The organism is Nocardia sp. 2TAF39, assembly GCF_052114905.1.
Taxonomy (GTDB): domain Bacteria; phylum Actinomycetota; class Actinomycetes; order Mycobacteriales; family Mycobacteriaceae; genus Nocardia.
Window position 1 is genome coordinate 31,293 of record NZ_JBFRFQ010000044.1, and the last position, 22,889, is coordinate 54,181.

Sequence of the window (22,889 nt, forward strand, 5' to 3'; positions counted from 1 at the left end):
GCAACAGATCTGTCAACAAGCAAAATAGCAGCTCAAGACCCAATTTCCGGGCCCGTAACCTCACCTTCCGGCTTCTTTGGCGCAGATCTGGGAACCACCGCGAGAATGGCTTTCTCGATCGTTTCCCGGCGCACCGGGCCGTCGTCGGTGCCCATGTCGAGGCAGAAAATGTCGACCACCGCCGACCCCATCGTGACCACCTTGGCCCACCGGACATCGGCGCCACAGCCCGCCAGCGCGGCGGCCAGGCGGCTGAGCAAACCGATGCGGTCCTCGGCACGCAACTCCAGGATCATCTGACCTGGCACCGAGGTACCGAACCAGATCACCCGGGGCTGGGCCCGCGCGTACCGACTCGGGCCGATGCCGCTCGCCTCGCGCTCGCGTTTGACCAAAGCCGCCGAAACGTCGAGATCCCCCGCCATCGCACGGATCAGCTCCTGGCGTAGGAGCCCGGCGTCGGGCGGGTCGCCGAACTTCGGCGAGACCACGAAGGTGTCGATCGCCGAATCACCTTCGACGCCGAGCGCGGCGGACAACACCCGCAGCGAATGCAGCGCGAGCACGCCCGCAGCATCGGAGAGCAGACCAGCGCTGTCGGGCGCGATGACGGTGACGAGATAGGTGTACTTGCTCGCGCCGCGCTTCAGGTCGACGTGCACGCCGCCCGCCGTCGCCTTGGCGATCAGCTCAGGCGCGATCGGCTCTTGCGTCGGCAGCTGATCACCGGCCATGACCAATCGGCAGCGGCGGACCAACTCGCCGATCAGCGAGGCCTTCCAGTCTCCCCACACCCCCGGCCCGGTGGCCAGCGAATCCGCTTCGGCCAACGTATGCAGCAGGTCCAGCAGCTGCGCGTCACCCGAGAGCGCGTCCACTACGTACTGCACCGTGTCGGTGTCGGAGAGATCGCGCCGGGTGGCCGTGTCCGGCAGCAGCAGGTGGTGGCGTACCACAGCGCTGAGCGTGCGCACGTCCGACGGCCATAGGCCGAGACGCCGGCCGATGTGGGTGGCGAGCTCTGCGCCGACGACGCTGTGGTCGCCCGCGCGGCCCTTGCCGATATCGTGCAGCAGTGCGCCGAGGGCGAGCAGATCGGGGCGGGCCACCCGGGTGCTCATCGCACTGGCGTAGGCGACGGTCTCCGTGAGGTGGCGGTCGACGGTCCAGGTGTGCACGGCGTCCCGCGGCGGCAGGTCACGCACCGCGCCCCATTCCGGAAACAGCCTGCCCCACAAGCCCGTTCGATCCAACGCCTCGATCGCGTCGATCGCGCCCCGGCCCGCACCCAACAGGACGAGCAGGTCGTTGAGGGCGTCCTTGGGCCATGGCTCGCGCAGCTCCGGCGCGTCCTCGGAGAGCCGGTTCAGCGTGGTGGCGGACATCGGCAGCCCGGTCTGGGCCGACGCCGCCGCCACCCGAAGGACGAGCCCGGGTTCGCGCTGCGGACGCGCATCCCGCGCGAGCACGACTTCGCCCGCGTGCTCGACCACCCCCTCATCGAGCGGACGCCGCACCGGCATACGGCGAAGTCGTGCCAGTCCCCGTCGTGGCAGCGCATTGGCCGCGGTGCGCAGTCCGACGTCCACGGAGTAGCTGACGGTCCGGGCGGAATCGCTCAGTGTGCGAGCGAGGTCGAACCGGTCACCGAGGCGCAGGGCCCCGCCGATCTCATCGGCGTCCTGCGCGCGCAGCTGGTCGCGGGACCGCCCCGCCACGCGGTGCAGCTCCGTGCGCACGTCCAGCAGACGCCGGCGGGCCTGTTTCAAGCCGCCGCCGGGCACGTCCGGACCGAGTCCGGGCATGGCATCGGTCAACTGGGCGATGGCCAGGGCGTCGAGCAGTTGGATGTCGCGCAGGCCGCCTCGTCCGCTCTTCAGATCGGGCTCGGCGCGGTGCGCGATCTCGCCGCTGCGCTCCCACCTGGCCTCGGCCTGGGTGATCAGCTCGTCGAACCGGGTCCGGATCCCGGTCCGCCATTCCCGGCGCACCCCACCGATCAGCAGGTTGCTCAGATCCTCGTCACCGACGATGTGCCTGGCCTCCAGCATGCCGAGGGCGGCGACGAGATCGCCGGCGGCCACCCGCAGCGCCTGCGGCACGGTCCGCACGCTGTGGTCGAGCTTGATGTGCGCGTCCCACAGCGGGTACCAGAGCTGGTCGGCAACCTCGGCCACCCGGGCGGGATCGACGTCGTCGTGCAGCAGCACCAGATCCAGATCCGAGTACGGCAGCATCTCCCCCCGTCCGAGACCGCCGACTGCCACCACCGCGAGGCCACTGTCGGCGGCGATGCCAAGTTCGCCACCCTTGCTGGTGAGCCAGAGTTCGAACAGGTCGACCAAGGCGTGGCGCAAGGATTCGGCGTCGAGCCGGGGATTGCGGGGCAGGCCGCCTTCGAGCAGTTGGTTTCGTGCGCGGACCAGATCGGCCGCGGCATTGGATACCTTGCCGTTGACTTCTTCGGTCACCTTCGGCTCACCGTGACGCTCGTACTGACTATCCACAACCCACCGCCATTTCACACGCGCGGCCCCGCCCCGACCGAGAGCTCCGGTGGGAGCGGGGCCGCCGCTCGACTCGATATCGCTACAGCGCGTCGGTACCGCGTTCGCCGGTCCGAACCCGGATGATCGACTCCACCGGAGTGACCCAGACCTTGCCGTCACCGATCTTGCCGGTGCGGGAGGCTTCCACGATCACCTCGACGACCTTGTCGACGGACGCGTCGTCCACGACGACCTCGACGCGGACCTTCGGCACGAAATCGACCGAGTATTCGGCACCGCGGTAAACCTCGGTGTGTCCCTTCTGCCGTCCGTACCCCTGCACCTCGCTGACGGTCATGCCCAACACACCCGCCTGCTCCAGCCCGGTCTTGACGTCCTCGAGCGTAAACGGTTTGACGATTGCGGTGATCAGTTTCATGTTCGTCATGCCTCCTTGACGGCCGAACGAGCCGTGCTACCGAGAGCGGCGAAGTCGTAGGCGGTTTCCGCGTGCTCGGACTCGTCCAAGCCCACCGACTCTGCTTCTTCGCTCACGCGCAGCCCAATGGTGAACTTCACGATATAGGCAATGATCAGGGTCGCGATGAAGGAGAAGGCAAGTACCACACCGGCACCCACCGCCTGCCGCCACAGCTGATCGGTCCCGCCGCCGTAGAGCAGACCGGTCTTGGCCGCACCCGCCTCGGGCGCCGCGACGAGACCGACCATCAAAGTGCCGACGATGCCGCCGACCAGGTGCACGCCGACCACGTCGAGCGAGTCGTCGAAGCCGAACTTGAACTTCAGCCCGACCGCCAGGGCGCACAGCACACCCGCGACGGCACCGATGGCGAGCGCGCCGACCACGTTCACCGAGGAGCAGGACGGGGTGATGGCGACCAGACCGGCCACGACGCCCGAAGCCGCGCCGAGGGAGGTGGGCCTGCCGTCGCGGATCTTCTCGACCAGCAGCCAGGCCAGCATCCCGGCACAGGTCGCGATGGTGGTGGTAACGAAGGTCGAGCCGGCGAGGCCACCGGAGGTCACCGCGGAACCGGCGTTGAAGCCGAACCAGCCGAACCACAGCAGGCCGGCGCCGAGCATGACGAACGGCAGGTTGTGCGGACGGAACGGCGTGGTCGGCCAGCCCTTACGCTTGCCGAGCACCAGCACCAGCGCCAGCCCGGCCGCACCCGCGTTGATGTGCACGGCCGTACCACCGGCGAAGTCGACCGCGAGCAGCTTGTTGGCGATCCAGCCGCCCTCGTGCACGATATTGCCGTCGGCGTCCTTGACATCGAAGTCGAACACCCAGTGCGCGACCGGGAAGTAGACGACCGTCGACCAGATGCCCGCGAACAGCAACCACGCGCCGAACTTCAGGCGGTCGGCGACCGCGCCCGAGATCAGGGCAACCGTGATGATGGCGAACATCAGCTGGAACGCGACGAAGACGGTCGCCGGAATGGTGCCCGCAAGCGGAATGTTCACTGCCTCCGTGGTGACGACGCCCGCCGCGTCCTTGACCTCGGCAACGGAGTTGCCACCGATCAAGCCTTTGAGGCCGAAGAATTGCGAAGGATCGCCGATCACGCCGAACTTGTTGTCACCGAATGCCGTCGAGTATCCGTACAGCGACCACAGCACACCGACCAGGCCCATGGCGCTGATGCTCATCATGATCATGTTGAGCACGTTCTTCGACCGAACCATGCCGCCGTAGAAGAATGCCAGGCCCGGCGTCATCAACAGCACGAGTGCCGAACTCGCCAGCATCCATGCGGTGTCACCGGTGTCCGGTGCACCGGTAAGGGGAAATGCCACCTTAATGTCCTCCTCATCTCGGGCCCCGCCGATTCCGGCGAATGGACCTGCACAGAAGGGTCCTCATTCGGTGTTTCATCCGTAGAGCTGCCGTGTTTCGCCTAGGTGAACGGATGGCGCAGCTGTGTTGCTACCAGATTTCGTGACGTGCACCGGAGGTTTCCGGGCGGCGTGAGACGCGTGTCGGTGAAGTCGAGCATCTGTTACCGACAAGCAGGAGCTGGCAGACGTTCGGTTGTCGGCTCGATCGAGCTCGAGCACCGGCCGCGGTCATTCCGCATATGCCGAGGGAGGCAGCCCGCGGCGGCAGGAACCTCGCGCGGACTGCCGCCGTTGCCCCGGTTTCGGGATGGCCGATCAGCCCAGCAGCGCATCCACGAACGCGCCGGGCTCGAACGGGGCCAGGTCGTCGGCGCCCTCGCCGAGGCCGACCAGCTTCACCGGCACACCCAGCTCGTGCTGGACCTGGAAGACGATGCCGCCCTTGGCCGTGCCGTCCAGCTTGGTGAGCACGACGCCGCTGATGTCTACCACCTCGGCGAACACCCGGGCCTGGGTGAGGCCGTTCTGTCCGACGGTGGCGTCCAGTACCAGCAGCACCTCGTCGACGTCGGCCTTCTTCTCCACGACGCGCTTGACCTTGCCCAGCTCGTCCATCAGACCGGTCTTGGTGTGCAGCCGGCCCGCGGTATCGATGAGCACGGCGTCGACACCGCCCTCGATACCCGCGGCCACCGCGTCGAACGCGACGGCGGCCGGATCGGCGCCCTCACGTCCACGAACGGTCTCCGCGCCGACCCGTTCACCCCAGGTCTGCAGCTGGTCGGCGGCCGCGGCACGGAAGGTGTCGGCCGCGCCGAGCAGCACGCGGCGACCGTCGGCGACCAGCACGCGCGCGAGTTTGCCGGTGGTGGTGGTCTTTCCCGTGCCGTTCACGCCTACGACCAGCAGGATCGACGGATGATCGGCGTGCGGCAGCGCGCGCACCGACCGGTCCAGCTCCGGTCGCAACTGCTCGATCAGCACGTCGCGCAGCACCGCGCGCGCCTCGTCGGTGGTGCGTACGCTGCGGGCCGCCATCTCCTCGCGCAGACGGGAGACGACGGCGGCGGTGCTGGCGGTACCGAGGTCGGCCAGCACGAGCGTGTCCTCGACCTCCTCCCAGGAGTCGTCGTCGAGGTCGCCGCCGCCGAGCAGGCCGAGCAGGCTCTTGCCGACCGCGTTCTGTGACCGGGACAGGCGTCCGCGCAGGCGGACCAGACGCCCCTCGGTGGGCTCGATCTCCTCGAGCGGAGCGATGATCTCGGCGCCCGCGGGGGTGTCCGGTGCGGGCAACACAGTGACGTCGGCCGCGCTGCTCGTGTCCGATTCGGCAGGAACCGTGCCGGCCTCGACCGCATCGGTGCCCGGCTCGGCGGTCGTGCCCGACTCGACAGTCGCACTCTCCGCCGTGGTCGCCGTCGATTCGTCCGGCGCGGCTGTTTCCGTTGCGGCCGTGTCCGCGCTGTCGGTCGTCGTGGGTGCGCTGTCGGTTGTCGTGGGCGCGCTGTCCGCTGTCGTCGGCGCGGCCGTATCGGCGGTGGGAGCGTCCGCTGCGGTATCGGGCGCGGCGGGTGCCGTCGCGGACCCGTCGGAGGTGTCGACCGGGGCAGGGGGCGCCTCGGCGACGTCCGCCTCCGGAAGCGGCACGTTGGTGATGCCGCGCCTGGGCGCGTCGCGCGGGATCGCGGCGTCGTCACCGACGTGCGGTTGCCCTTCGGTGTCGGTGCGTTCGACCGCCGGCGGCTCGATCGTGGTCGCCGTGCCACCGCGACTGAAGTTGAATCCGCCGGACGCCGTGTAACCACCTGACCGGTCGGTTACCTCCTTGTCCTGCGTCGGCGGGGTCAGCGACACGCGACCGCGCTTGTACCGGACGAAACCGGCGACAAGCACCACGAGCAGCAGGGCGGCGACCGCGGCGATCAGGATCCAAGCTTCGGGACTCACACGGACCATCCTTGCAGAAGGACATCTCCGGCTCGGCCGCCGTGCCGGACGGAGGAACCAGCGGCGACCCCGACGGCGAGGGCTCGAGCTCGGCAAACGCCGGACATGCCGGGCCAACGGCGCGACCGCTCGGGCACCGACACAGCCCCCGAGATTTCTTGTCCTGCGGAACTTCTCGCGAAGTGACAATAGGATCGGCGACGTGACCGATCGAAACGTGCTTGGGGGGCCGCTGGAAGAGTGCGGCACCGATCCTCTCACCGGCTTCTACCGGGACGGCTGCTGCAGCACCGGTCCGGAGGATCTCGGCAGCCATACCGTGTGCACCGTCGTGACGGCAGAGTTTCTGGAGCATCAGGCGTCCATCGGCAACGATCTCAGCACGCCGCGGCCGGAGAACAATTTTCCGGGCTTGCAACCAGGCGACCGGTGGTGTGTCGTAGCCGTGCGGTGGCTGCACGCGCACGAGGACGGCGTCGCCGCGCCTGTCGTGCTGGCCGCCACACACGAGAACGCCCTGGAAGTGATCTCGATGGACATTTTGCGCAAGTACGCCGTCGACGTGCCGGACGACGTCAGCGACCTGCTCTGAGGAGCCCGGCAACGCTACGTCGCCCACGGCTTCCCAGGAAGACGGGCGCCCCGTAGGTGCGTCAGGCACACTCCGCACCCGCGAGCAGCCGAAGCGATCGCGTTGCCCAGTCCGTGCCGATCCCGGCGGCTCCGACGGCTGCCGGTCGGCCCCTTCCCGCGGCCGGCAGGCGGCTGGCAGGCGGCCGGCGTCAGTCTCCGACCGGCCTACGGCGGGTCGGCGACCGACCTGTCACATCTGACACAGATGCGTCATCCAGGCACCCCGTGGTGGCGGCGCGCCGCCGATGTGCCTTCTGACGGCACGCCGCCGAGCAGTATCTGGCGCGGCGGCCGATCCCGGTCTGCGTCACCAGCGCGTGACACATCGGGCAGTGCTCGTCGACGCCGCTACTTTCGTTACGATCTGCGGATTCGTTACGGATTTCGTCGATTTGTTTCGTTACGATCGCGCCGCCCGCCCGCGCCCGCAGCGCGTCCAGCACGATCGCGGCGGTACGGTCCACGCCGACCTCGGTCTTCCGAAGCCGTTGGATCGCAACACATCCGGTGAAGATGGCCAGCACGTCGTCGACCTCGATGTCGGCGCGGACCGCGCCCTGCTGCTTGGCGGCCGCCAGCAGCGCGGCCAGCGCGCGATGAAAGCGCACACCAGCACCTTCCAAAAGCGTCCGCGGCCAGCCGTCGTCGGACTGGACAACGTCGCATAACGCCTGGTTGCCCGGGGTTGTGGCGATCACCGCACGACAGAAGGCGAAGAAGGCGGCTCCCGCGTCCCGCGCGCCGAGGTGATCGGCGGCCAGTTTCGCCAACCGGTCGATGCGCTGCTGCATAACCACTTCCAGCAGATCGGATTTCGTCGGGAAGTGTCGGTAGACCGTGCCCGCGCCGACGCCGGCCCGCCGGGCGACCTCGGCGAGCGACACCGAGACGCCCTGCTCGGCGAAGGCACGCTGCGCGGCGGCGAGCACGAGTGCACGGTTGCGCCGGGCATCGGCGCGCGCCACCGTGCCCGCGTCGACGGATGCGGTCATTTCGTTACGGCCTTCCACGGTAAGACCTGGCCAACCGGGTCAGGCCACCCGTATCGTTCGAATCGGGTTATCCGACCCGATTCTATCCAACAGAGAAGGCGAAGCATGTCCCCTCAGCAGAACCTCATCCTGGTCACCGGCGCCACCGGCAAGCAGGGCGGAGCCACTGCCCGAAGGCTGTTGGCGGACGGCAGGGCGGTGCGCGTGCTGGTTCGTGACGCGCAGGCGCCCGCCGCACGGGAATTGGCCGCGGCGGGCGCAGAACTCGTCGTCGGTGACTTCGACTCGCCCGACACCCTGCCCACCGCGTTGGACGGTGCCTCCGGACTCTTCGTGGTTCCGCCCGCCGCGTTCGGCCCGCGGGGCTGGGACGTCGAACTCGAAGCCGCGCGCGGCGAGGCGCTCGTGCGCGCGGCCCGCCGGGCCGGTGTCGAACAGATCGTGTTCACCGGCATCGCGTCGATGGGCGAGAACATCTCATGGGGCGCGAATGGCAAGAAGCGCATCGAAGACGCGATAGCTGCCAGCGGCGCCCGCTATACGCTGCTGCACCCGGTGCGCTTCATGGAGAACTATCTGCTGCGCACGTCACCGGTCGACGGGATCATCGACGGGGTGCACCGGCACCTCTTCCCCGCCGACCAGCCGATGAAGGTGATCGCCCTGGCGGATATCGCCGACATCGCTGCCCTCGCGTTCGCCGACCCGGACGGCTTCGACGGTCGCGTCCTCGAACTCGCGGGCGACGCGATCACCCCGCGTGCGGCGGCAGACGCGATCACCCGTACCACCGGCCACCCGGTCCGATACCACGAGGTCACCGAAGCCGACGCAGAGGCGCTCGGCACGGAAATCGGCAATACCTGGCGCCTGCTCCGCCACACTGGCGGCTGGATCGCCGACGTCGAGCAGATCCGCGAGATCCACCCCGGCCTGCGGACGTTCGACACCTGGCTGGCCGAAACCGGTGCGGCCCAGATCAAAGCGATGCTGGACAGCGATAAAGTGAGCACGTCGCGATGACCCGGGCCGGTCGGTAACGTACGGGCTCGCGTCTGGACTGGTCCACGAGACGCCCCGAGGTCTGGGCGCTTAGCTATCGCTCACCGAGCACAGCGTGCATCCGACCGCCAAGCCGGTCGGATGCACGCCGGACAAGGTATTCCTCTGGTCACAGCGGGATTCGACCCAGTGTCGTCGAGGCGGCTGCGCCAGGAATTCCCCGAACTCGCGCGCCATGACTGGCGTGCACAACCGTTGTGGTCAGCGTCCTACCTTGCCGGATGGGTTGGCGGTGCCCCGATCTCGGTGCTGCGCCAGAACATCGAACAACAGGACCGTCCCGTCTAGAGCACGCTCGCCCCCGCAGCTCCCGCGTCCGGCACCACCACCTTGAAGGGCGGCACACTGGCGGGCCATCGGTAGCAAGTCCGGGCGCCCCGGCAGATTCCGATGAAGCCGACAAGGTGTTCGGCCCGCGCGCAAACACGCCATGCGCGTAAGGAGGGGTGGCGGTTGCGAAGCTCGACACTTCGATCGCTGGTGACGACCCGCTGTTCTATCTGGACTCCGGCGCCGTCACATTCACCGCCGACCGCGCGTCGGCTCAGCCCGCCGCGCCGGCGGAGGCAAGGTTCTGCCCACGCATTCGCTGGGAGATCACCTGGGTGATGCCGTCGCCGCGCATGCTGACGCCGTAGAGAGCGTCGGCGATCTCCATCGTCGGCTTCTGGTGGGTGATGACGATCAGCTGACTCTTCTCGCGCAACTGCTCGAACAGACCGATCAGACGGCGCAGGTTGGTGTCGTCCAGCGCGGCCTCCACCTCGTCCATCACGTAGAACGGCGAGGGCCTCGCGCGGAAGATGGCCACCAGCAGAGCGACCGCGGTGAGCGACTTCTCTCCGCCGGACAGCAGCGACAGCCGCTTGACCTTCTTGCCCGGTGGTCTGGCCTCCACCTCGATGCCGGTGGTGAGCATGTCGGCGGGGTCGGTGAGCAGCAACCTGCCCTCCCCGCCGGGGAACAGTTTCGCGAACACCCCGACGAACTCGCGCTCGACGTCGGCGTAGGCCTCGGTGAACACCTGCAGGATGCGGGCGTCGACGTCGGCGACCACGTCCATCAGGTCCTTGCGTGCGCTCTTGACGTCCTCCAGCTGGGTGGCCAGGAAGTTGTAGCGTTCCTCCAGGGCCGCGAACTCTTCCAGCGCAAGGGGATTCACCTTGCCGAGGGTGGCGAGGTCCTTCTCCGCGCGCTTGGCGCGCCGCTCCTGGGTCTGCCGGTCGTAGGGCATCGGTGCGGGGACGCTGACCTGCTCGCCGCGCGACTTGGCCTGTTCGTACTCCTGCATCTCCAGCTCCGACGGCGGCAGCGGCACGTCCGGACCGTACTCGGCGATCAGGTCGGTCAGCGCTATGCCGAACTGCTCGGCGATGGTCGCCTCCAGCTGTTCGATGCGCAGCGCCGCTTGGGCTTTGGCGACCTCGTCGCGGTGCACCGCGTCGGTGAGCTGGGTCAGCTGCGCGGTCAGCGCGCGCGCACGCTCTTTGACCTGCTCGACCTGGGCGGCGCATTCGGCGCGCCTGCGCACCAGCTCGTCGCGTCGGGTACCCGCCTCGCCGACCACCTTCTCCAGTTCGGCGGCGATCTTCGCACCGGATTGCGCCACAGCGCCGGCCACTTCGGCCGCCCGCTTGCGCGCGGCCTGGGCGCGTTCGGCGCGAGCGCGGGTCTCCCGTTCGGCGCGAGCGGCCCTGCGCAGCGAATCCGCCTTGCCGCGCACCGATTCCGCGCGTTCCTCGGCGGTGCGCACCGTGAGGCGGGCCTCGACCTCCATCGAACGCGCCTCCGCGAGTGCCGCCGCCGCCTCCTCGCGCTCGCGGCCCGCGGATTCGGTGCCCGCGGCGCCGATGCCGTCGGCGTCGACCCCGGACTGTTCGAGTTCCGCGTGCCGCAGGCGGTCCTCGAGGTCGGCGAGCGCGGCGAGCGCTTCCTCCCGGCTCGCCTCGGTTTCGGCGCGCTGTACCAGCAGCCGTTCGCTGTCGGCGTGCGCGGTACGTGCGGTCTGGCCGAGCCTGCCGAGCCGGTCGTAGATCGCGACCAGTGCCTGGTCGGATTCGTGCAGCGCCAGCAACGCATGGTCGACGGCGTCCTTACGGTCGGCCTGCTCGGCGAGCGCGCCGGACAGCGCCGCCTCCAGTTCCTCGGCGCGCCGCTGCGAGGCGACCAGATCTGTCTCGGCGGCGTCGATGTCGGCCTGGATCTCCAGCTGGCTCGGCGCACGATCGGAGCCCCCCAGCAGCCAACCATTTCCGGCGAGATCGCCGTCGCGGGTGACTACACGGACCTCGGGCGCTGCGGCCACGACCGCCTGAGCCGCAGCCAAGTCGTCGGCGACGGCGATTCCCGCGGTCAGCGCCGTGATCGCGCCGCGCACGCTGTCCGGGCAGTCCACCACGTCGATCAACCACCGGGCAGAGCCGGGTAACGCGCCGAGCTGCGCGCGATGCTCCCCGTCCACTCCGAACACCAGTGCGGCACGCCCTCCGTCACCGTCCTTGAGCGCGCGGATCGCGACATGGGCGGATTCGCCGGTGTCGGCCGCGACGGCATCGGCGAGCGGGCCGAGGGCGGCGGCGACCGCCGCCTCGAAACCGCCGTGCACACGCAGCAGCGCCGACAGCGGGCCGAGCAGCCCCTGCGCACGGTTCTCCACCAGCCAGGCCACGCCATCGCGGCGTGCCAGGTTCATGCCGAGCGCCTCGATCCGCGCGGTCAGCGACGCCACCCGCTTGCTCGCTTCACGGTCCTGCTCGCGCAGCTCGGTGACGCGCTGATCGGCCAGCGTCAGCGCCTGCACCGCGTGCTCGTGCTGCGCGTCCAGCCCTGCCTCACCCGCGTCCAGTTCGCCGAGTTCGACCTGCACGGCGTCGAATTCGGCCTGCGCGGCCTCGCCGCGGTGCCTGGCGTCGGCGATGGCGGCCGAGAGCCTGGCGATCTCCGCGTCCACCGACTGGGCCCTGGTGCGCAGCGTGTCGACCCTGCCGGACAGCCGGGCCAGACCCTCACGCCGATCGGCGATCGCCCGCACGGCGGCCAGATGCGCCTGCTCGGCGGCCTTCGCGGACTGTTCACGTTCGGCCAGCTGCTCCCTGGCCGCCTCGAGGGTCTCGACGGCGATCTCGACGGCTTCGCGCAGTTCGGCTTCCTCGGCCTCGACGCGTTCGGCCTCGGCCTCCAGCTGTTCGGGGTCGCGGCCGGTGCCGACCGGGGTTTCGGTGTCCAGGTGACGCGCACGGTCACCCGCGATCCGGATGGTCGCGTTGACCCGCTCGGCCAGGGCGGAGAGCTGGAACCAGATCTGCGCGGCAGCCTCGGCGCTCGGGGCCAGGCGGGACAGCTGGAACTCCTGCTGGGCCAGCGCGGCGTTGGCGGCGTCCAGCTCGGACTGCACGGTGATCTGCTGCTCGCGGGCGTAGGCCTCTTTGCTCTGCTGGCTTGCCAGCTCCTGGCGGCGGGTGACCAGATCGTCGGCGGCGAGGCGTAGGCGGGCATCGCGCAGATCGGCCTGCACGGTCTGTGCCCTTCGGGCCACCTCGGCCTGCCTGCCCAGTGGCTTGAGCTGGCGGCGCAGTTCGGTAGTGAGGTCGGTGAGGCGGGCCAGGTTGGCCTGCATGGCCTCGAGTTTGCGCACCGCCTTTTCCTTGCGCTTGCGGTGTTTGAGCACACCGGCAGCCTCTTCGACGAACGCGCGGCGGTCCTCCGGGCGCGATTCCAGGATGGCCGACAGCTGTCCCTGTCCCACGATGACGTGCATTTCACGGCCGATGCCGGAGTCGCTGAGCAGTTCCTGCACGTCCATCAGCCGGCAGGAGCTGCCGTTGATCTCGTATTCGCCCGCGCCGTCGCGGAACATGCGCCGGGTGATGGACACCTCGGCGTAGTCGATCGGCAGCGCGCCGTCGGAGTTGTCGATGGTCAGTGTGACCTCGGCGCGGCCGAGTGGTGCGCGGCCCGACGTGCCAGCGAAGATGACGTCCTGCATCTTGCCGCCACGCAGCGCCTTCGCACCCTGCTCGCCCATGACCCAGGTGAGCGCGTCGACGACGTTCGATTTGCCCGACCCGTTCGGACCGACCACGCACGTGATGCCGGGCTCCAACCGCAGCGTCGTCGCGGACGCGAAGGACTTGAAGCCCTTCAACGTCAGACTCTTCAGGTGCAAAGTCGACGACCTTTCCGTGTTCTGCCTGGTTATCAGAGGATCCGGCGACCAGTCATGGTATCCGTCGAGTGCCGGGCACTCCCGACGCGGGGCTGTGCCGGCTCTCCGGGTCTTCAGGCCGTACCAGTGGGGTGTCACGGGAGCTGCGTTCAGGTCCGGCGTCGGGTGCCGCTCGAGTTCTGGGCGTCCCCGACGAGTTACTCCCCCGCCTCTCCGGGTCTTCAGGCCGTACCAGTCAGGTGTCACAGGAGTTGCGTTCAGGTCCTACGTCGGGTGCCGCTCGAGTTCTGGGCGTCCCCGACGAGTTACTCCCCCGCCTCTCCGGGTCTTCAGGCCGTACCAGTCAGGTGTCACAGGAGCTGCGTTCAGGTCCTACGTCGGGTGCCGCTCGAGTTCTGGGCGTCCCCGACGAGTTACCCATGTGCTCCTGAAATCAGTTGTCGCGTGGGGAAACGCTTTGTTTTGTTGGGCGGCGAGCATTCGCTTCGTAGCGCGATCGGCTTGCCGAAATGGTCCGCATCGCCGTCTGCGGCACCGAATCGTCTTGCGCGACGCGGGCGCAAACGGTTGCCAGCTCATTGCGGCGGCTCGCAGGACAGACCTGCTTTCATTCGCACACCCGAAGGGACGGGTCCACCGATTCCGAGAGGTCTCGACCATGCACTGACATCGGGCCGTCCGGGCACATACGATCCCTCTGATTCACCAGCGGAATGTTCGGGAGCGCAACAGGATGCCTGCCCCCTCACCAGGGACCAGCACAGCGTTCCGCCTTGCCCGCATCACGGCGCTGGTGCTCGGCTGCCTGGTGTTTCTCTACGCGTGTGAGCGCAGCAAAAGTGTGGTGCTCAGCGATGTGTGGGTGGAGGTGGCCGTCGCGGGTGGGTTCGGTGTGGCCGGACTGGTCGCGGCATGGTTCGAGATCACACTGAACGCGCGGAACCGGCAAGGCGACGTGGCCCGGCGACGGGCCGACATCACATGGGACGACGCCGAGGAACCGGACGAGGCTCCCATTCATGGGAATCTTGCCGCCCGGTCCGGTGAGCTGGGCGACGAGGACGCACGGAGCGACCGCGCCGGGCGAACCGGCTGGCCGGCGCGACCGGACTCGGTGCCGTCGCTCGAGGACGACGACCGGCTCGAGACCTCCGCGCGCACCAACCTCACCGCGTGGATTCCGCGGGCATTGCGCAGCGGCCGGGCCGACACAGGCGACGCCGACGAGCCGCCATTGCTCGCCAAGTGGAGTGCCCTGACGAAATGGGTGCGCAACGCCGAGCCGGACGTCGATCTCGTCGACGGCGAGATCGACCACATCGAACGCACCGAAACCAGGGAGCTGGTCATCGAATCCAGCGGATGGACCATGCGTGCCAGAATCGTCCGCTCCGGCGACCTCGTCTTCCACCGACGCGAGCGCGGGGGCGCACACCCGCAGTCCGAATGGAAGTGGACCTTCCACCCGAACGCCTTCCCCGCGATCCGCGCCGTACTCGGCGCCACGACCGGCGATCTGCTCGACCTGCTCGAACAGACCATTCCAGGGCTGGAGCCGGGTGCCCGCCACGATCCGGGCGCTTGGCTGCGCGCCCACGATATTCCGGCGATCTACCGCGAGAAGGGCGTCAGCGCCGCCGAGGTGACCCGGGAACTTCCCGTGCTCCGGCCCGGCCTGGCCGAGCCTGCTTCCAGTCCCGACCGACGATCACGGGGCCACGAGTGGCCCACCACCGCGCAGCCGAACACGCGGTCCGACGACGCCGACCCGCTGCCCGCCGAACGTTCCGCGCGCCGCCGCACCGATTCCGAAAGGGCTCGGTCGAACGGTCCATCGCCGCAGACCGGCGCGGAAGAGCCGAATCGTTCGCGACATCGTCCACCCGCTCGTTCCGATCAGCCAGACCGTCGACGCCACAACCGCACCGACTACGACGAGTTCGCCACAACCGACGACCAGCCGGACACGCGCGATGAGCGAGCACGCCGATCCAGGCAGGCCGCGGCGTACCGCCGGTCGCCCACAGATCGCCAACCCGTTCGGCAGCGAGATCCGTACCCGCCCATGGACTTCGAGCCCGCGCGACGCCGCACGACGCCGTCGGCTCCGGACGAGCACACATCCCGGCCTCCCGCTCGGTCGGCGCCGTCCGACCACCATGCCGAGCCGTCGTACGACCGACCCGCACCCGGACGCCGCAACGGGCGCGACCAGCCGTCCCCGTCGCATGAGCCGAATCCCCGGCGCACGTGGTAGCGGGGCCCGGGACGCGAATCGGCGCTGCGGCCGGGCAATCCGAGCAACAGCGCCGAGATCGGTTCAGCTCGTACGGCGGCCGCCGCCCTCGAAGCCGGCCACCATACGGAACGCGAGGACCGCGCCCCACGGGCCGATCACCCACACCGGCCAGAAATAGGTGAACTCGCCGACACCGAGCGAGATCGCTGCCCAGATAGCCAGCACGAGAAGGCTCACACCGAGCCAGGTGGTGCCCTCGATCCGCTGCCAGAGCGGGAGGCGGGGCCACACGTCGGCCGGTTCGGCGGCCTCCTTGGCGAGCTTGGGTAGATCGGACAGCACCAGGTTCAGGTCGTCGCGGGTGGTGGTGGCGTACACCTGGGCGACCCGCTGGTCGTATTCCGCGAGATCGATCCGCCCGTCCGACATATGCCTGCCGAGCAGCCGCACCACCTTGTCGCGTTCGGCGTTCGAGGCGCGGGTACCAGTCGAGATGTCCATGTCGTTCCTATCGACGGTTCCACACTCCATAGTGGAATATGCCCTCTAGCATAACCCTCTAATGTGGAATGTCAACATCGCGTCCTTCGGTAACCGACCGCCCAGCGGTAGTGTCAGAACTTCGAGTACAGAAGTATGGACAGGTGTACAGATTTCGGGCCCGGCGAACGGCCGGATCCGCTCATCGGTCGATCCGCTAGGAGGCACAGTGTCGCAAACCGTGCGCGGGGTCGTGGCCCGCAGCAAAGGCGCGCCGGTCGAGATCGTCGACGTGGTGATTCCCGAGCCAGGACCGCACGACGTGGTGGTCCGGGTGCAGGCGTGCGGTGTGTGCCACACCGACTTGCATTACCGCGAAGGCGGGATCAACGACGAATTCCCTTTCCTGCTCGGCCATGAAGCGGCGGGCGTGGTGGAGATCGTCGGCGACGCGGTGACCCATGTCGAGGTCGGCGACTACGTGATCCTCAACTGGCGCGCGGTCTGCGGTGAATGCCGGGCCTGTCAGCGCGGCCGCCCCTGGTACTGCTTCGCCAGCCACAACGCGAGCAGGAAAATGACGCTCACCGACGGCACCGAGCTCAGCCCCGCGCTCGGCATCGGCGCGTTCGTCGACAAGACCCTCGTGCACGAAGGCCAGTGCACCAAAGTCGATCCGGAAGCCGATCCCGCGGTGGCGGGCCTGCTCGGCTGCGGCGTGATGGCCGGCATCGGCGCGGCGATGAACACCGGCACCGTGACCCGCGGCGACACGGTCGCGGTGATCGGCTGCGGCGGAGTCGGCGACGCGGCGATCGCGGGCGCGCGCCTGGCCGGGGCGAGGACCATCATCGCGATCGACCGGGACGCCCAGAAGCTGCGCTGGGCCAGCGAATTCGGTGCCACCCACACCATCGACGCGACCGCCGAAGACGTGGTCGAGAAAATCCAGGAGTACACCGATGGCTGGGGCGCCGACGTCGTCATCGACGCGGTCGGCCGTCCGGAGACCTGGAAGCAGGCGTTCTACGGGCGCGACCTGGCGGGCACGGTCGTCCTCGTCGGCGTCCCGACACCCGACATGACCATCGAGATGCCGCTGATCGACCTGTTCTCCCGCGGCGGCGCGCTGAAGTCCTCCTGGTACGGCGACTGTCTGCCGGAACGCGACTTCCCCACCCTGATCGACCTGTACCGCCAGGGCCGCCTGCCGCTGGAGCGCTTCGTCACCGAACGCATCGCGCTCGACCAGGTGGAGCACGCCTTCGGCAAGATGCACACCGGCGACGTGCTGCGCTCGGTGGTGGTCTGGTGACCGCCCGCATCGACCGCGTCGTCACCTCGGGCACCTTCTCCCTCGACGGCGGCACCTGGGACGTGGACAACAACATCTGGCTGGTCGGCGATGACGCCGAGGTCGTCGTCATCGATGCCGCGCACGATGCCGACCCCATCATCGCGGCCGTGGCGGGCCGGACCGTCCGCGCGATCGTCTGCACCCACGGACACAACGACCACGTCACCGTCGCCCCCGAACTGGCCGAGCGTCTCGACGCGCCGATCCTGCTGCATCCCGGCGACGACCCGCTGTGGCGCATGACCCATCCGGACGTCGCCTACCGGTCCCTCGCCGACACCGAGCGGATTCCGGTGGCGGGCACGGAGTTCGAAGTCCTGCACACGCCCGGCCACTCCCCTGGCTCGGTCTCGCTCCATCTCCCGGAGGCGAAGGCCCTGTTCACCGGCGACACACTGTTCTCAGGCGGACCTGGGGCGACCGGCCGCTCGTTCTCCGACTTCGGCACGATCATCGGCTCGATCCGCGACCGGCTGCTCACCCTCCCGGAGGAGACCACGGTGCACACCGGCCACGGCGATTCCACCATCATCGGCGCCGAGAAACCCGCACTGGCCGACTGGATCGCCCGCGGCCACTGACAGCAACGCGAACGCGGTCGGCAACCGTAGCTGACGACCGCGTTCGTGCGCCGGTCAGCCGCGATACGGGTAGCTGCGGTCCAGATCCAGGTTCAGTGGCAAAACATCGACCCGCGGCTCACCGAGGAAGTCCATGGTTCGACCGCTGGTATGCGCGTCCACCACCGCACGAACCTGCTCCTCGGAAATCCCGCGCGCCTTCGCGATTCGGGACACCTGGATTGCCGCGTACGCCGGGGAGATGTTCGGATCCAGCCCGCTACCGCTCGCGGTAACGGCGTCCGCAGGTACCGCCGGGTCGGCCGGGGCATCGCCCGGGATCGGAACGATGCGGCCGCGGGAGTAGTCCCGGCCCGGCCCGGCGCATTCGACCCGAACCCCGCGGTAGTCGGCCAGGAACGGCTGCGCCGGGCACGCCTCGTTGAGGCTGACCACCTGCAGCGGATGCGGTACGTCACCGTAGGCGTCGCGCGGGCCGATCACCGAGAGCACCGCGCCCACACCGCTTTTCGTGCAGTACGGCCGGCTGCCATCGACCCCCTCACGGTCGCCGACCTCCTTGCTGCGCGCGCACACCGTGGTGAGCAGACTGGTGTGCGAGGCGGTGTCGACCATGTCCTCCGGACCCAGATTGCTCGCGGCCGTGGACATCGGGTCGTACCCGTCTGGGTGGGTGGGTGATATTCCGGCGGAAGGACGGCTCTGGAAGTACTGCACCAGCGCGGCGCCGCCGGAGTCGGTGAACGACTGCCCGATCAAGCTGGAGCCCACCGTCCTTCCGTTCTCCTCGAGCAGCGACCCGTCCGCCTTGTCGTGCAGTCCCGGCAGCTGTGCGACGGCGAAAACCGCCAGCGGATAGACGATTCCGGTGATCGCGGTGAGCGCCAGCAACGCGCGCAACGCGGCGAGATGCTGCCGGATCAAGGTTGAAAGGCGCATGTCAGGACATCCCGGGGAGGAGTTGGACGACGAGGTCGATGAGTTTGATGCCGATGAACGGCGCGACAATGCCGCCCAGCCCGTAGACGGTCAGGTTGCGGCTCAACAGTGCCGACGCGTTCGACGGTCGGTAGCGCACGCCGCGCAGCGCCAGCGGGATCAGCGCGACGATGACGATCGCGTTGAAGATCACCGCTGACAGGATCGCCGACTGCGGGCTGGCCAAGCGCATGACATTGAGCAGGTCCAAGCCGGGGAACAGCGGGACGAACAGCGCGGGAATGATCGCGAAGTACTTGGCGATGTCGTTGGCGATGGAGAATGTGGTGAGCGCGCCGCGGGTGATGAGCAACTGCTTGCCGATCTCCACGATCTCGATGAGCTTGGTCGGATCGGAATCCAGGTCCACCATGTTGCCGGCTTCCTTGGCCGCCGAGGTGCCGGTGTTCATCGCGACGCCCACGTCGGCCTGAGCCAGTGCGGGCGCGTCGTTGGTGCCGTCTCCGGTCATCGCGACCAGCCGCCCGCCGTCCTGTTCCTGCTTGATCAGCGCCAGCTTGTCCTCCGGTGTCGCCTCGGCGAGGAAGTCGTCCACCCCGGCCTCATCGGCGATCGCCTTGGCGGTCAACGGGTTGTCGCCGGTGATCATCACCGTGCGGATGCCCATCCTGCGCATCTCGTCGAACCGCTCCCGCATGCCCTGCTTCACCACGTCCTTGAGGTGGATTACGCCGAGCACCCTGGCCGCTCCGTCTGTGACCTGTCCGACGACCAACGGAGTTCCGCCTGCGGCGGAGATGCCGTCGACCGTCGCGCCGAGTTCGTCGGGCACCGAACCGCCGCGCGCGCGTACCCATTCGGTGACCGCACTGGCCGCGCCCTTGCGCAGCAGGCGCCCGTCGACGTCGACGCCGGACATCCGGGTCTGGGCGGTGAATTCCACCCACTGCGCGTGCGTCAGCTCGCCCGGCGTCCGCTCCCGCAGCCCGTATGCCTGCTTGGCGTACACCACGATGGAACGGCCTTCGGGTGTCTCGTCGGCCAGGCTGGAAAGCTGTGCGGCGTCGGCCAATTCGTCCTTGCCGACGCCGGGCACCGGGACGAACTCCGACGCCTGGCGGTTGCCGAGGGTGATGGTGCCGGTCTTGTCCAGCAGCAGCGTGTTCACGTCGCCCGCGGCCTCGACCGCGCGGCCCGACATGGCCAGGACGTTGCGCTGCACCAGCCGGTCCATGCCCGCGATGCCGATGGCCGACAGCAGCGCGCCGATGGTCGTCGGGATCAGGCACACCAACAGCGAGACCAGCACGATCCCGGTGACGCCGTGCACATCCAGCGCCGACGTGTCCGCCACCCCAGGGTTGTTCGCCTTGCTGAACATCGCCAGCGGCTGCAGCGTGACGACCGCGAAGACGAAGATGATCGTCAGCGCCGCGAGCAGGATGTTCAGCGCGATCTCGTTCGGAGTCTTCTGCCTGCTCGCGCCCTCCACCAACGCGATCATCTTGTCTATGAAGCTTTGGCCCGGCTCCTGGGTGATGCGCACGACGATCCGGTCCGACAGCACAGTGGTTCCGCCGGTCACCGCCGAACGGTCCCCACCGGACTCCCGGATCACGGGCGCGGATTCGCCGGTGATCGCCGACTCGTCCACGGATGCGATGCCCTCCGCGACGTCGCCGTCGCCGGGAATGACCTCGCCCGCCTCGACGACCACGTGATCGCCGCGGCGCAGATCCGGCGCGGCGACCCGCTCTTCGACCACCCGGGCACCCGGCGACCAGTCGGGCAGCCGCCGCGCGACCGTGTCGGTCTTGGCCTTGCGCAGCGCGTCCGCCTGAGCCTTGCCGCGGCCCTCGGCGACCGCCTCGGCCAGGTTCGCGAAAATCACGGTGAGCCACAGCCATACGACGATGGCCCACGCGAAGAAGCTCGGATCGCTCAGAGCGAGGATGGTCGACCAGACCGCGCCCAGTTCGACGATGAGCATCACCGGGTTGCGCCACAGGGTGCGCGGATCGAGTTTGCGCACCGCGTCCGGCAGCGAGGTCACCAGCATCGTGGGGTCGAGCACACCCTTCGGGACGCCCTTGTCCCGCCGCTGCCTTTCGGGCTCAGGCTCGGCGGAGCTGTTCTTTTCGATTGCGGGACTGGTCATCAGTGGATTCCTTCGGCGAGTGGCCCTAGCGCGAGTGCGGGCAGGAAGGTGAGAGCTACTAGGATCACCGTCACACCGACCACCATGCCGACGAACTGCGGCCGGTGCGTCGGCAGGGTTCCGATCGACTCGGGAGTGGTGCCCTGCTGGGCCAGCGACCCCGCCAGCGCGAGCACGAAGATGATCGGCAGGAAGCGGCCGAACAGCATGGCGAGGCCGAGCGCCGTGTTGTACCAGTCGGTGTTTCCGCTCAGGCCCGCGAACGCCGAACCGTTGTTGTTGGCCGCGGAGGTGAAGGCGTACAGCACCTCGGACAGGCCGTGTGGCCCGGAGTTCAGCATGCCAGCCCGTTGCCCCGGCGATGCCATCGCCAGCGCCGTGCCCACGAGCACGATCAACGGGCTGATCAGAAAATACGAGGCAGCGAGCTTGATTTCGCGCGGCGTGATCTTCTTGCCGAGATATTCCGGTGTGCGGCCGACCATCAGGCCTGCGACGAACACCGTGATCACCGCGAGAATCAGCATGCCGTAGAGCCCGGAGCCCGTCCCACCCGGCGCGACCTCGCCTAGCTGCATGTTGAACATCGTCATCAGGCCGCCGAGACTGGTGTAGGAGTCGTGGAACGAGTCGACGGCGCCGGTCGAGGTCAGTGTCGTCGCGGATGCGAAGGTGGCCGAGTTCGCCACCCCGAAGCGCTGTTCCACGCCCTCCATCGACGCGCCGATCGCGGTCGGCACGGTCCCGTGGTGTCGGAGCTGGACCAGGTTGGTCAGCGTCACGCTGATCAGCGCGATCGTCCCCATCACCGCGACGATCGCGTAGCCCTGCTTACGGCTGCCGATCAGCCTGCCGAACGTACGCGGCAGCGAGAAGCTGATCACCAGCAGCAGGAAGATCTCCACCCAGTTGGTCCAGGTACGTGGGTTCTCGAACGGGTGCGCCGAGTTTGCGTTGTAGAAGCCGCCGCCATTGGTGCCCAGTTCTTTGATCGCCTCCTGGCTGGCCACCGGACCGCCGGTGAGGGTCTGCTGGGTGCCGTTCAGCATCTGCGCGACCTGGTCGTGCAGGTGGAAGTTCTGGATCGCGCCGCCCGCGACCAGCACGATCGCAAAGACGAACGCGAGCGGCAGCAGGATGCGGAGCGTGCCGCGCACCAGATCCACCCAGAAATTGCCGAGGTCGCCGGTGTGCCTGCCCGCGAACCCGCGCACCAGCGCGATCGCCACCGCCATCCCGACCGCCGCGGAGACGAAGTTCTGCACCGCGAGCCCGGCCATCTGCACCAGGTGCCCCTGGGTCGATTCACCGGAGTAGTTCTGCCAGTTCGTGTTCGTCACGAAGCTGACCGCGGTGTTCCAGGCCAGCGCGGGCGTCATCTCGGTACCGGGATCGTTCAGGTGCAGCGGAAGTCTGCCTTGGACCAGCTGGAAGAAGAACAAGAAGAGGATGCCGACCGCCGAGAAAGCCAGCACACTGCGGGCGTACACCGACCAGGTCTGCTCGACATCGGGCTGGGCGCCGATAGCGCGGTAGACGACGCGTTCCACGCGGGAATGCTCGCGACCGCGGTACACCCGGTACATGTAGTCGCCGAGCGGCACGTGGACCAGCGCGAGCGCGAGGACCAGGGACGCCACGAAGGCGATCCCCGCGGTTGTCGTGTTCACCTAGAACCTCTCGGGAAACAGCAGCGCGGCGACCAGGTAAATGGCGACGCAGACGGCGAGAACCAGACCGGCCAGGTTCGCGATCACAGCTTCTCCACCCCGCGCTGGATCAGTCCCAGCAGCGCGAACGCCGCCACGGTGAGCGCCGTGAACAGCACGACAGACATGACTCGACAACCTCCATCCGCGCGCCATGGTGGAGCACGCCAGAGCGAGTCAAGCGCCCGGGCGACCGTAGGAAGCGATTCCTTACAACTCCTTAGCGCCCCGGGATTCCGCATTTGCGATTCGTTAACGGCATAGCTGCACAC

At 68.5% G+C, this 22,889-nt stretch carries 17 protein-coding genes; 6 read left to right on the forward strand and 11 right to left on the reverse strand.

What is annotated here, in order from left to right:
- Nucleotides 1-32: 32 nt before the first annotated feature.
- From AB4Z47_RS23890 to ftsY, 4 genes are all read right to left on the reverse strand, one after another.
- Entirely contained in the window at nucleotides 33-2,471 is a 2,439-nt protein-coding gene (locus AB4Z47_RS23890; RefSeq protein WP_441953701.1) for a [protein-PII] uridylyltransferase, read from the reverse strand.
- Nucleotides 2,472-2,589: 118 nt separating this feature from the next.
- Nucleotides 2,590-2,928, reverse strand: a complete 339-nt coding sequence (locus AB4Z47_RS23895; RefSeq protein ID WP_040780799.1) for a P-II family nitrogen regulator — start codon at nucleotides 2,926-2,928, stop codon at nucleotides 2,590-2,592.
- Nucleotides 2,929-2,933: 5 nt separating this feature from the next.
- Nucleotides 2,934-4,313, reverse strand: a complete 1,380-nt coding sequence (locus tag AB4Z47_RS23900) for an ammonium transporter (RefSeq protein WP_441953703.1) — start codon at nucleotides 4,311-4,313, stop codon at nucleotides 2,934-2,936.
- A gap of 357 nt (nucleotides 4,314-4,670) precedes the next feature.
- Nucleotides 4,671-6,302 carry a signal recognition particle-docking protein FtsY gene (ftsY, locus tag AB4Z47_RS23905; RefSeq protein ID WP_441953705.1) on the reverse strand — a complete coding sequence of 544 codons (1,632 nt, stop codon included), beginning with the start codon at nucleotides 6,300-6,302 and terminating at the stop codon, nucleotides 4,671-4,673.
- 202 nt (nucleotides 6,303-6,504) lie between these two features.
- On the opposite strand from ftsY, the gene AB4Z47_RS23910 reads away from it, so the two are divergent.
- Nucleotides 6,505-6,894, forward strand: coding sequence for a DUF2237 family protein (locus AB4Z47_RS23910; RefSeq protein WP_019048221.1), 390 nt, complete (start codon nucleotides 6,505-6,507; stop codon nucleotides 6,892-6,894).
- Between the two features lie 190 nt (nucleotides 6,895-7,084).
- Here the strand turns inward: AB4Z47_RS23910 and AB4Z47_RS23915 are convergent, their stop codons facing one another.
- Nucleotides 7,085-7,927, reverse strand: a complete 843-nt coding sequence (locus tag AB4Z47_RS23915; protein WP_441953707.1) for a TetR/AcrR family transcriptional regulator — start codon at nucleotides 7,925-7,927, stop codon at nucleotides 7,085-7,087.
- Nucleotides 7,928-8,032: 105 nt separating this feature from the next.
- Here AB4Z47_RS23915 and AB4Z47_RS23920 point away from each other — a divergent pair, with 105 nt between their 5' ends.
- Complete coding sequence (locus AB4Z47_RS23920; RefSeq protein ID WP_441953709.1) at nucleotides 8,033-8,950, forward strand: NmrA family NAD(P)-binding protein; 918 nt, start codon at nucleotides 8,033-8,035, stop codon at nucleotides 8,948-8,950.
- A gap of 120 nt (nucleotides 8,951-9,070) precedes the next feature.
- A complete protein-coding gene (locus AB4Z47_RS23925; protein ID WP_441953711.1) occupies nucleotides 9,071-9,277 on the forward strand; it encodes a transposase in 207 nt (68 codons plus the stop codon).
- 256 nt (nucleotides 9,278-9,533) lie between these two features.
- On the opposite strand, the gene smc is transcribed toward AB4Z47_RS23925, so the two are convergent.
- A complete protein-coding gene (gene smc / locus AB4Z47_RS23930; protein ID WP_441953713.1) occupies nucleotides 9,534-13,154 on the reverse strand; it encodes a chromosome segregation protein SMC in 3,621 nt (1,206 codons plus the stop codon).
- A gap of 733 nt (nucleotides 13,155-13,887) precedes the next feature.
- On the opposite strand from smc, the gene AB4Z47_RS23935 reads away from it, so the two are divergent.
- Entirely contained in the window at nucleotides 13,888-15,411 is a 1,524-nt protein-coding gene (locus AB4Z47_RS23935; protein WP_441953715.1) for a hypothetical protein, read from the forward strand.
- 63 nt (nucleotides 15,412-15,474) lie between these two features.
- Here AB4Z47_RS23935 and AB4Z47_RS23940 read toward each other — a convergent pair whose 3' ends face one another.
- The gene (locus AB4Z47_RS23940; protein ID WP_441953717.1) at nucleotides 15,475-15,894 is read right to left on the reverse strand and encodes a DUF1707 SHOCT-like domain-containing protein; all 420 of its coding nucleotides are present in this window, start codon (nucleotides 15,892-15,894) and stop codon (nucleotides 15,475-15,477) included.
- A 208-nt stretch (nucleotides 15,895-16,102) separates the two neighbouring features.
- Here AB4Z47_RS23940 and AB4Z47_RS23945 point away from each other — a divergent pair, with 208 nt between their 5' ends.
- On the forward strand, nucleotides 16,103-17,188 hold the full coding sequence (locus tag AB4Z47_RS23945; protein WP_441953719.1) for an S-(hydroxymethyl)mycothiol dehydrogenase: 1,086 nt from the start codon (nucleotides 16,103-16,105) through the stop codon (nucleotides 17,186-17,188).
- The gene (locus AB4Z47_RS23950; RefSeq protein ID WP_441953748.1) at nucleotides 17,182-17,811 is read left to right on the forward strand and encodes an MBL fold metallo-hydrolase; all 630 of its coding nucleotides are present in this window, start codon (nucleotides 17,182-17,184) and stop codon (nucleotides 17,809-17,811) included. Before AB4Z47_RS23945 ends, AB4Z47_RS23950 begins: the two co-directional genes overlap by 7 nt.
- A gap of 54 nt (nucleotides 17,812-17,865) precedes the next feature.
- Here the strand turns inward: AB4Z47_RS23950 and AB4Z47_RS23955 are convergent, their stop codons facing one another.
- The 4 genes from AB4Z47_RS23955 to AB4Z47_RS23970 are packed head-to-tail and all read right to left on the reverse strand — an operon-like array spanning nucleotide 17,866 to nucleotide 22,773.
- On the reverse strand, nucleotides 17,866-18,750 hold the full coding sequence (locus tag AB4Z47_RS23955) for a potassium-transporting ATPase subunit C (protein WP_441953721.1): 885 nt from the start codon (nucleotides 18,748-18,750) through the stop codon (nucleotides 17,866-17,868).
- A 1-nt stretch (nucleotide 18,751) separates the two neighbouring features.
- Nucleotides 18,752-20,908, reverse strand: a complete 2,157-nt coding sequence (kdpB, locus tag AB4Z47_RS23960; protein ID WP_441953723.1) for a potassium-transporting ATPase subunit KdpB — start codon at nucleotides 20,906-20,908, stop codon at nucleotides 18,752-18,754.
- On the reverse strand, nucleotides 20,908-22,578 hold the full coding sequence (kdpA, locus tag AB4Z47_RS23965) for a potassium-transporting ATPase subunit KdpA (RefSeq protein ID WP_441953725.1): 1,671 nt from the start codon (nucleotides 22,576-22,578) through the stop codon (nucleotides 20,908-20,910). The genes kdpB and kdpA overlap by 1 nt, the downstream gene beginning before the upstream one ends.
- Complete coding sequence (locus AB4Z47_RS23970; protein WP_441953727.1) at nucleotides 22,579-22,773, reverse strand: potassium-transporting ATPase subunit F; 195 nt, start codon at nucleotides 22,771-22,773, stop codon at nucleotides 22,579-22,581.
- Nucleotides 22,774-22,889 lie beyond the last annotated feature (116 nt).

Bases quoted from the DNA above. Each gene is read 5' to 3' on its own strand.
- AB4Z47_RS23895 (WP_040780799.1), bottom strand. From the start codon at position 2,928: ATGAAACTGATCACCGCAATCGTCAAACCGTTTACGCTCGAGGACGTC.
- AB4Z47_RS23915 (WP_441953707.1), bottom strand. From the start codon at position 7,927: ATGACCGCATCCGTCGACGCGGGCACGGTGGCGCGCGCCGATGCCCGG.
- AB4Z47_RS23920 (WP_441953709.1), top strand. From the start codon at position 8,033: ATGTCCCCTCAGCAGAACCTCATCCTGGTCACCGGCGCCACCGGCAAG.
- AB4Z47_RS23925 (WP_441953711.1), top strand. From the start codon at position 9,071: ATGCACGCCGGACAAGGTATTCCTCTGGTCACAGCGGGATTCGACCCA.
- AB4Z47_RS23935 (WP_441953715.1), top strand. From the start codon at position 13,888: ATGCCTGCCCCCTCACCAGGGACCAGCACAGCGTTCCGCCTTGCCCGC.
- AB4Z47_RS23940 (WP_441953717.1), bottom strand. From the start codon at position 15,894: ATGGACATCTCGACTGGTACCCGCGCCTCGAACGCCGAACGCGACAAG.
- AB4Z47_RS23955 (WP_441953721.1), bottom strand. From the start codon at position 18,750: ATGCGCCTTTCAACCTTGATCCGGCAGCATCTCGCCGCGTTGCGCGCG.
- kdpB (WP_441953723.1), bottom strand. From the start codon at position 20,908: ATGACCAGTCCCGCAATCGAAAAGAACAGCTCCGCCGAGCCTGAGCCC.
- AB4Z47_RS23970 (WP_441953727.1), bottom strand. From the start codon at position 22,773: ATGGCGCGCGGATGGAGGTTGTCGAGTCATGTCTGTCGTGCTGTTCAC.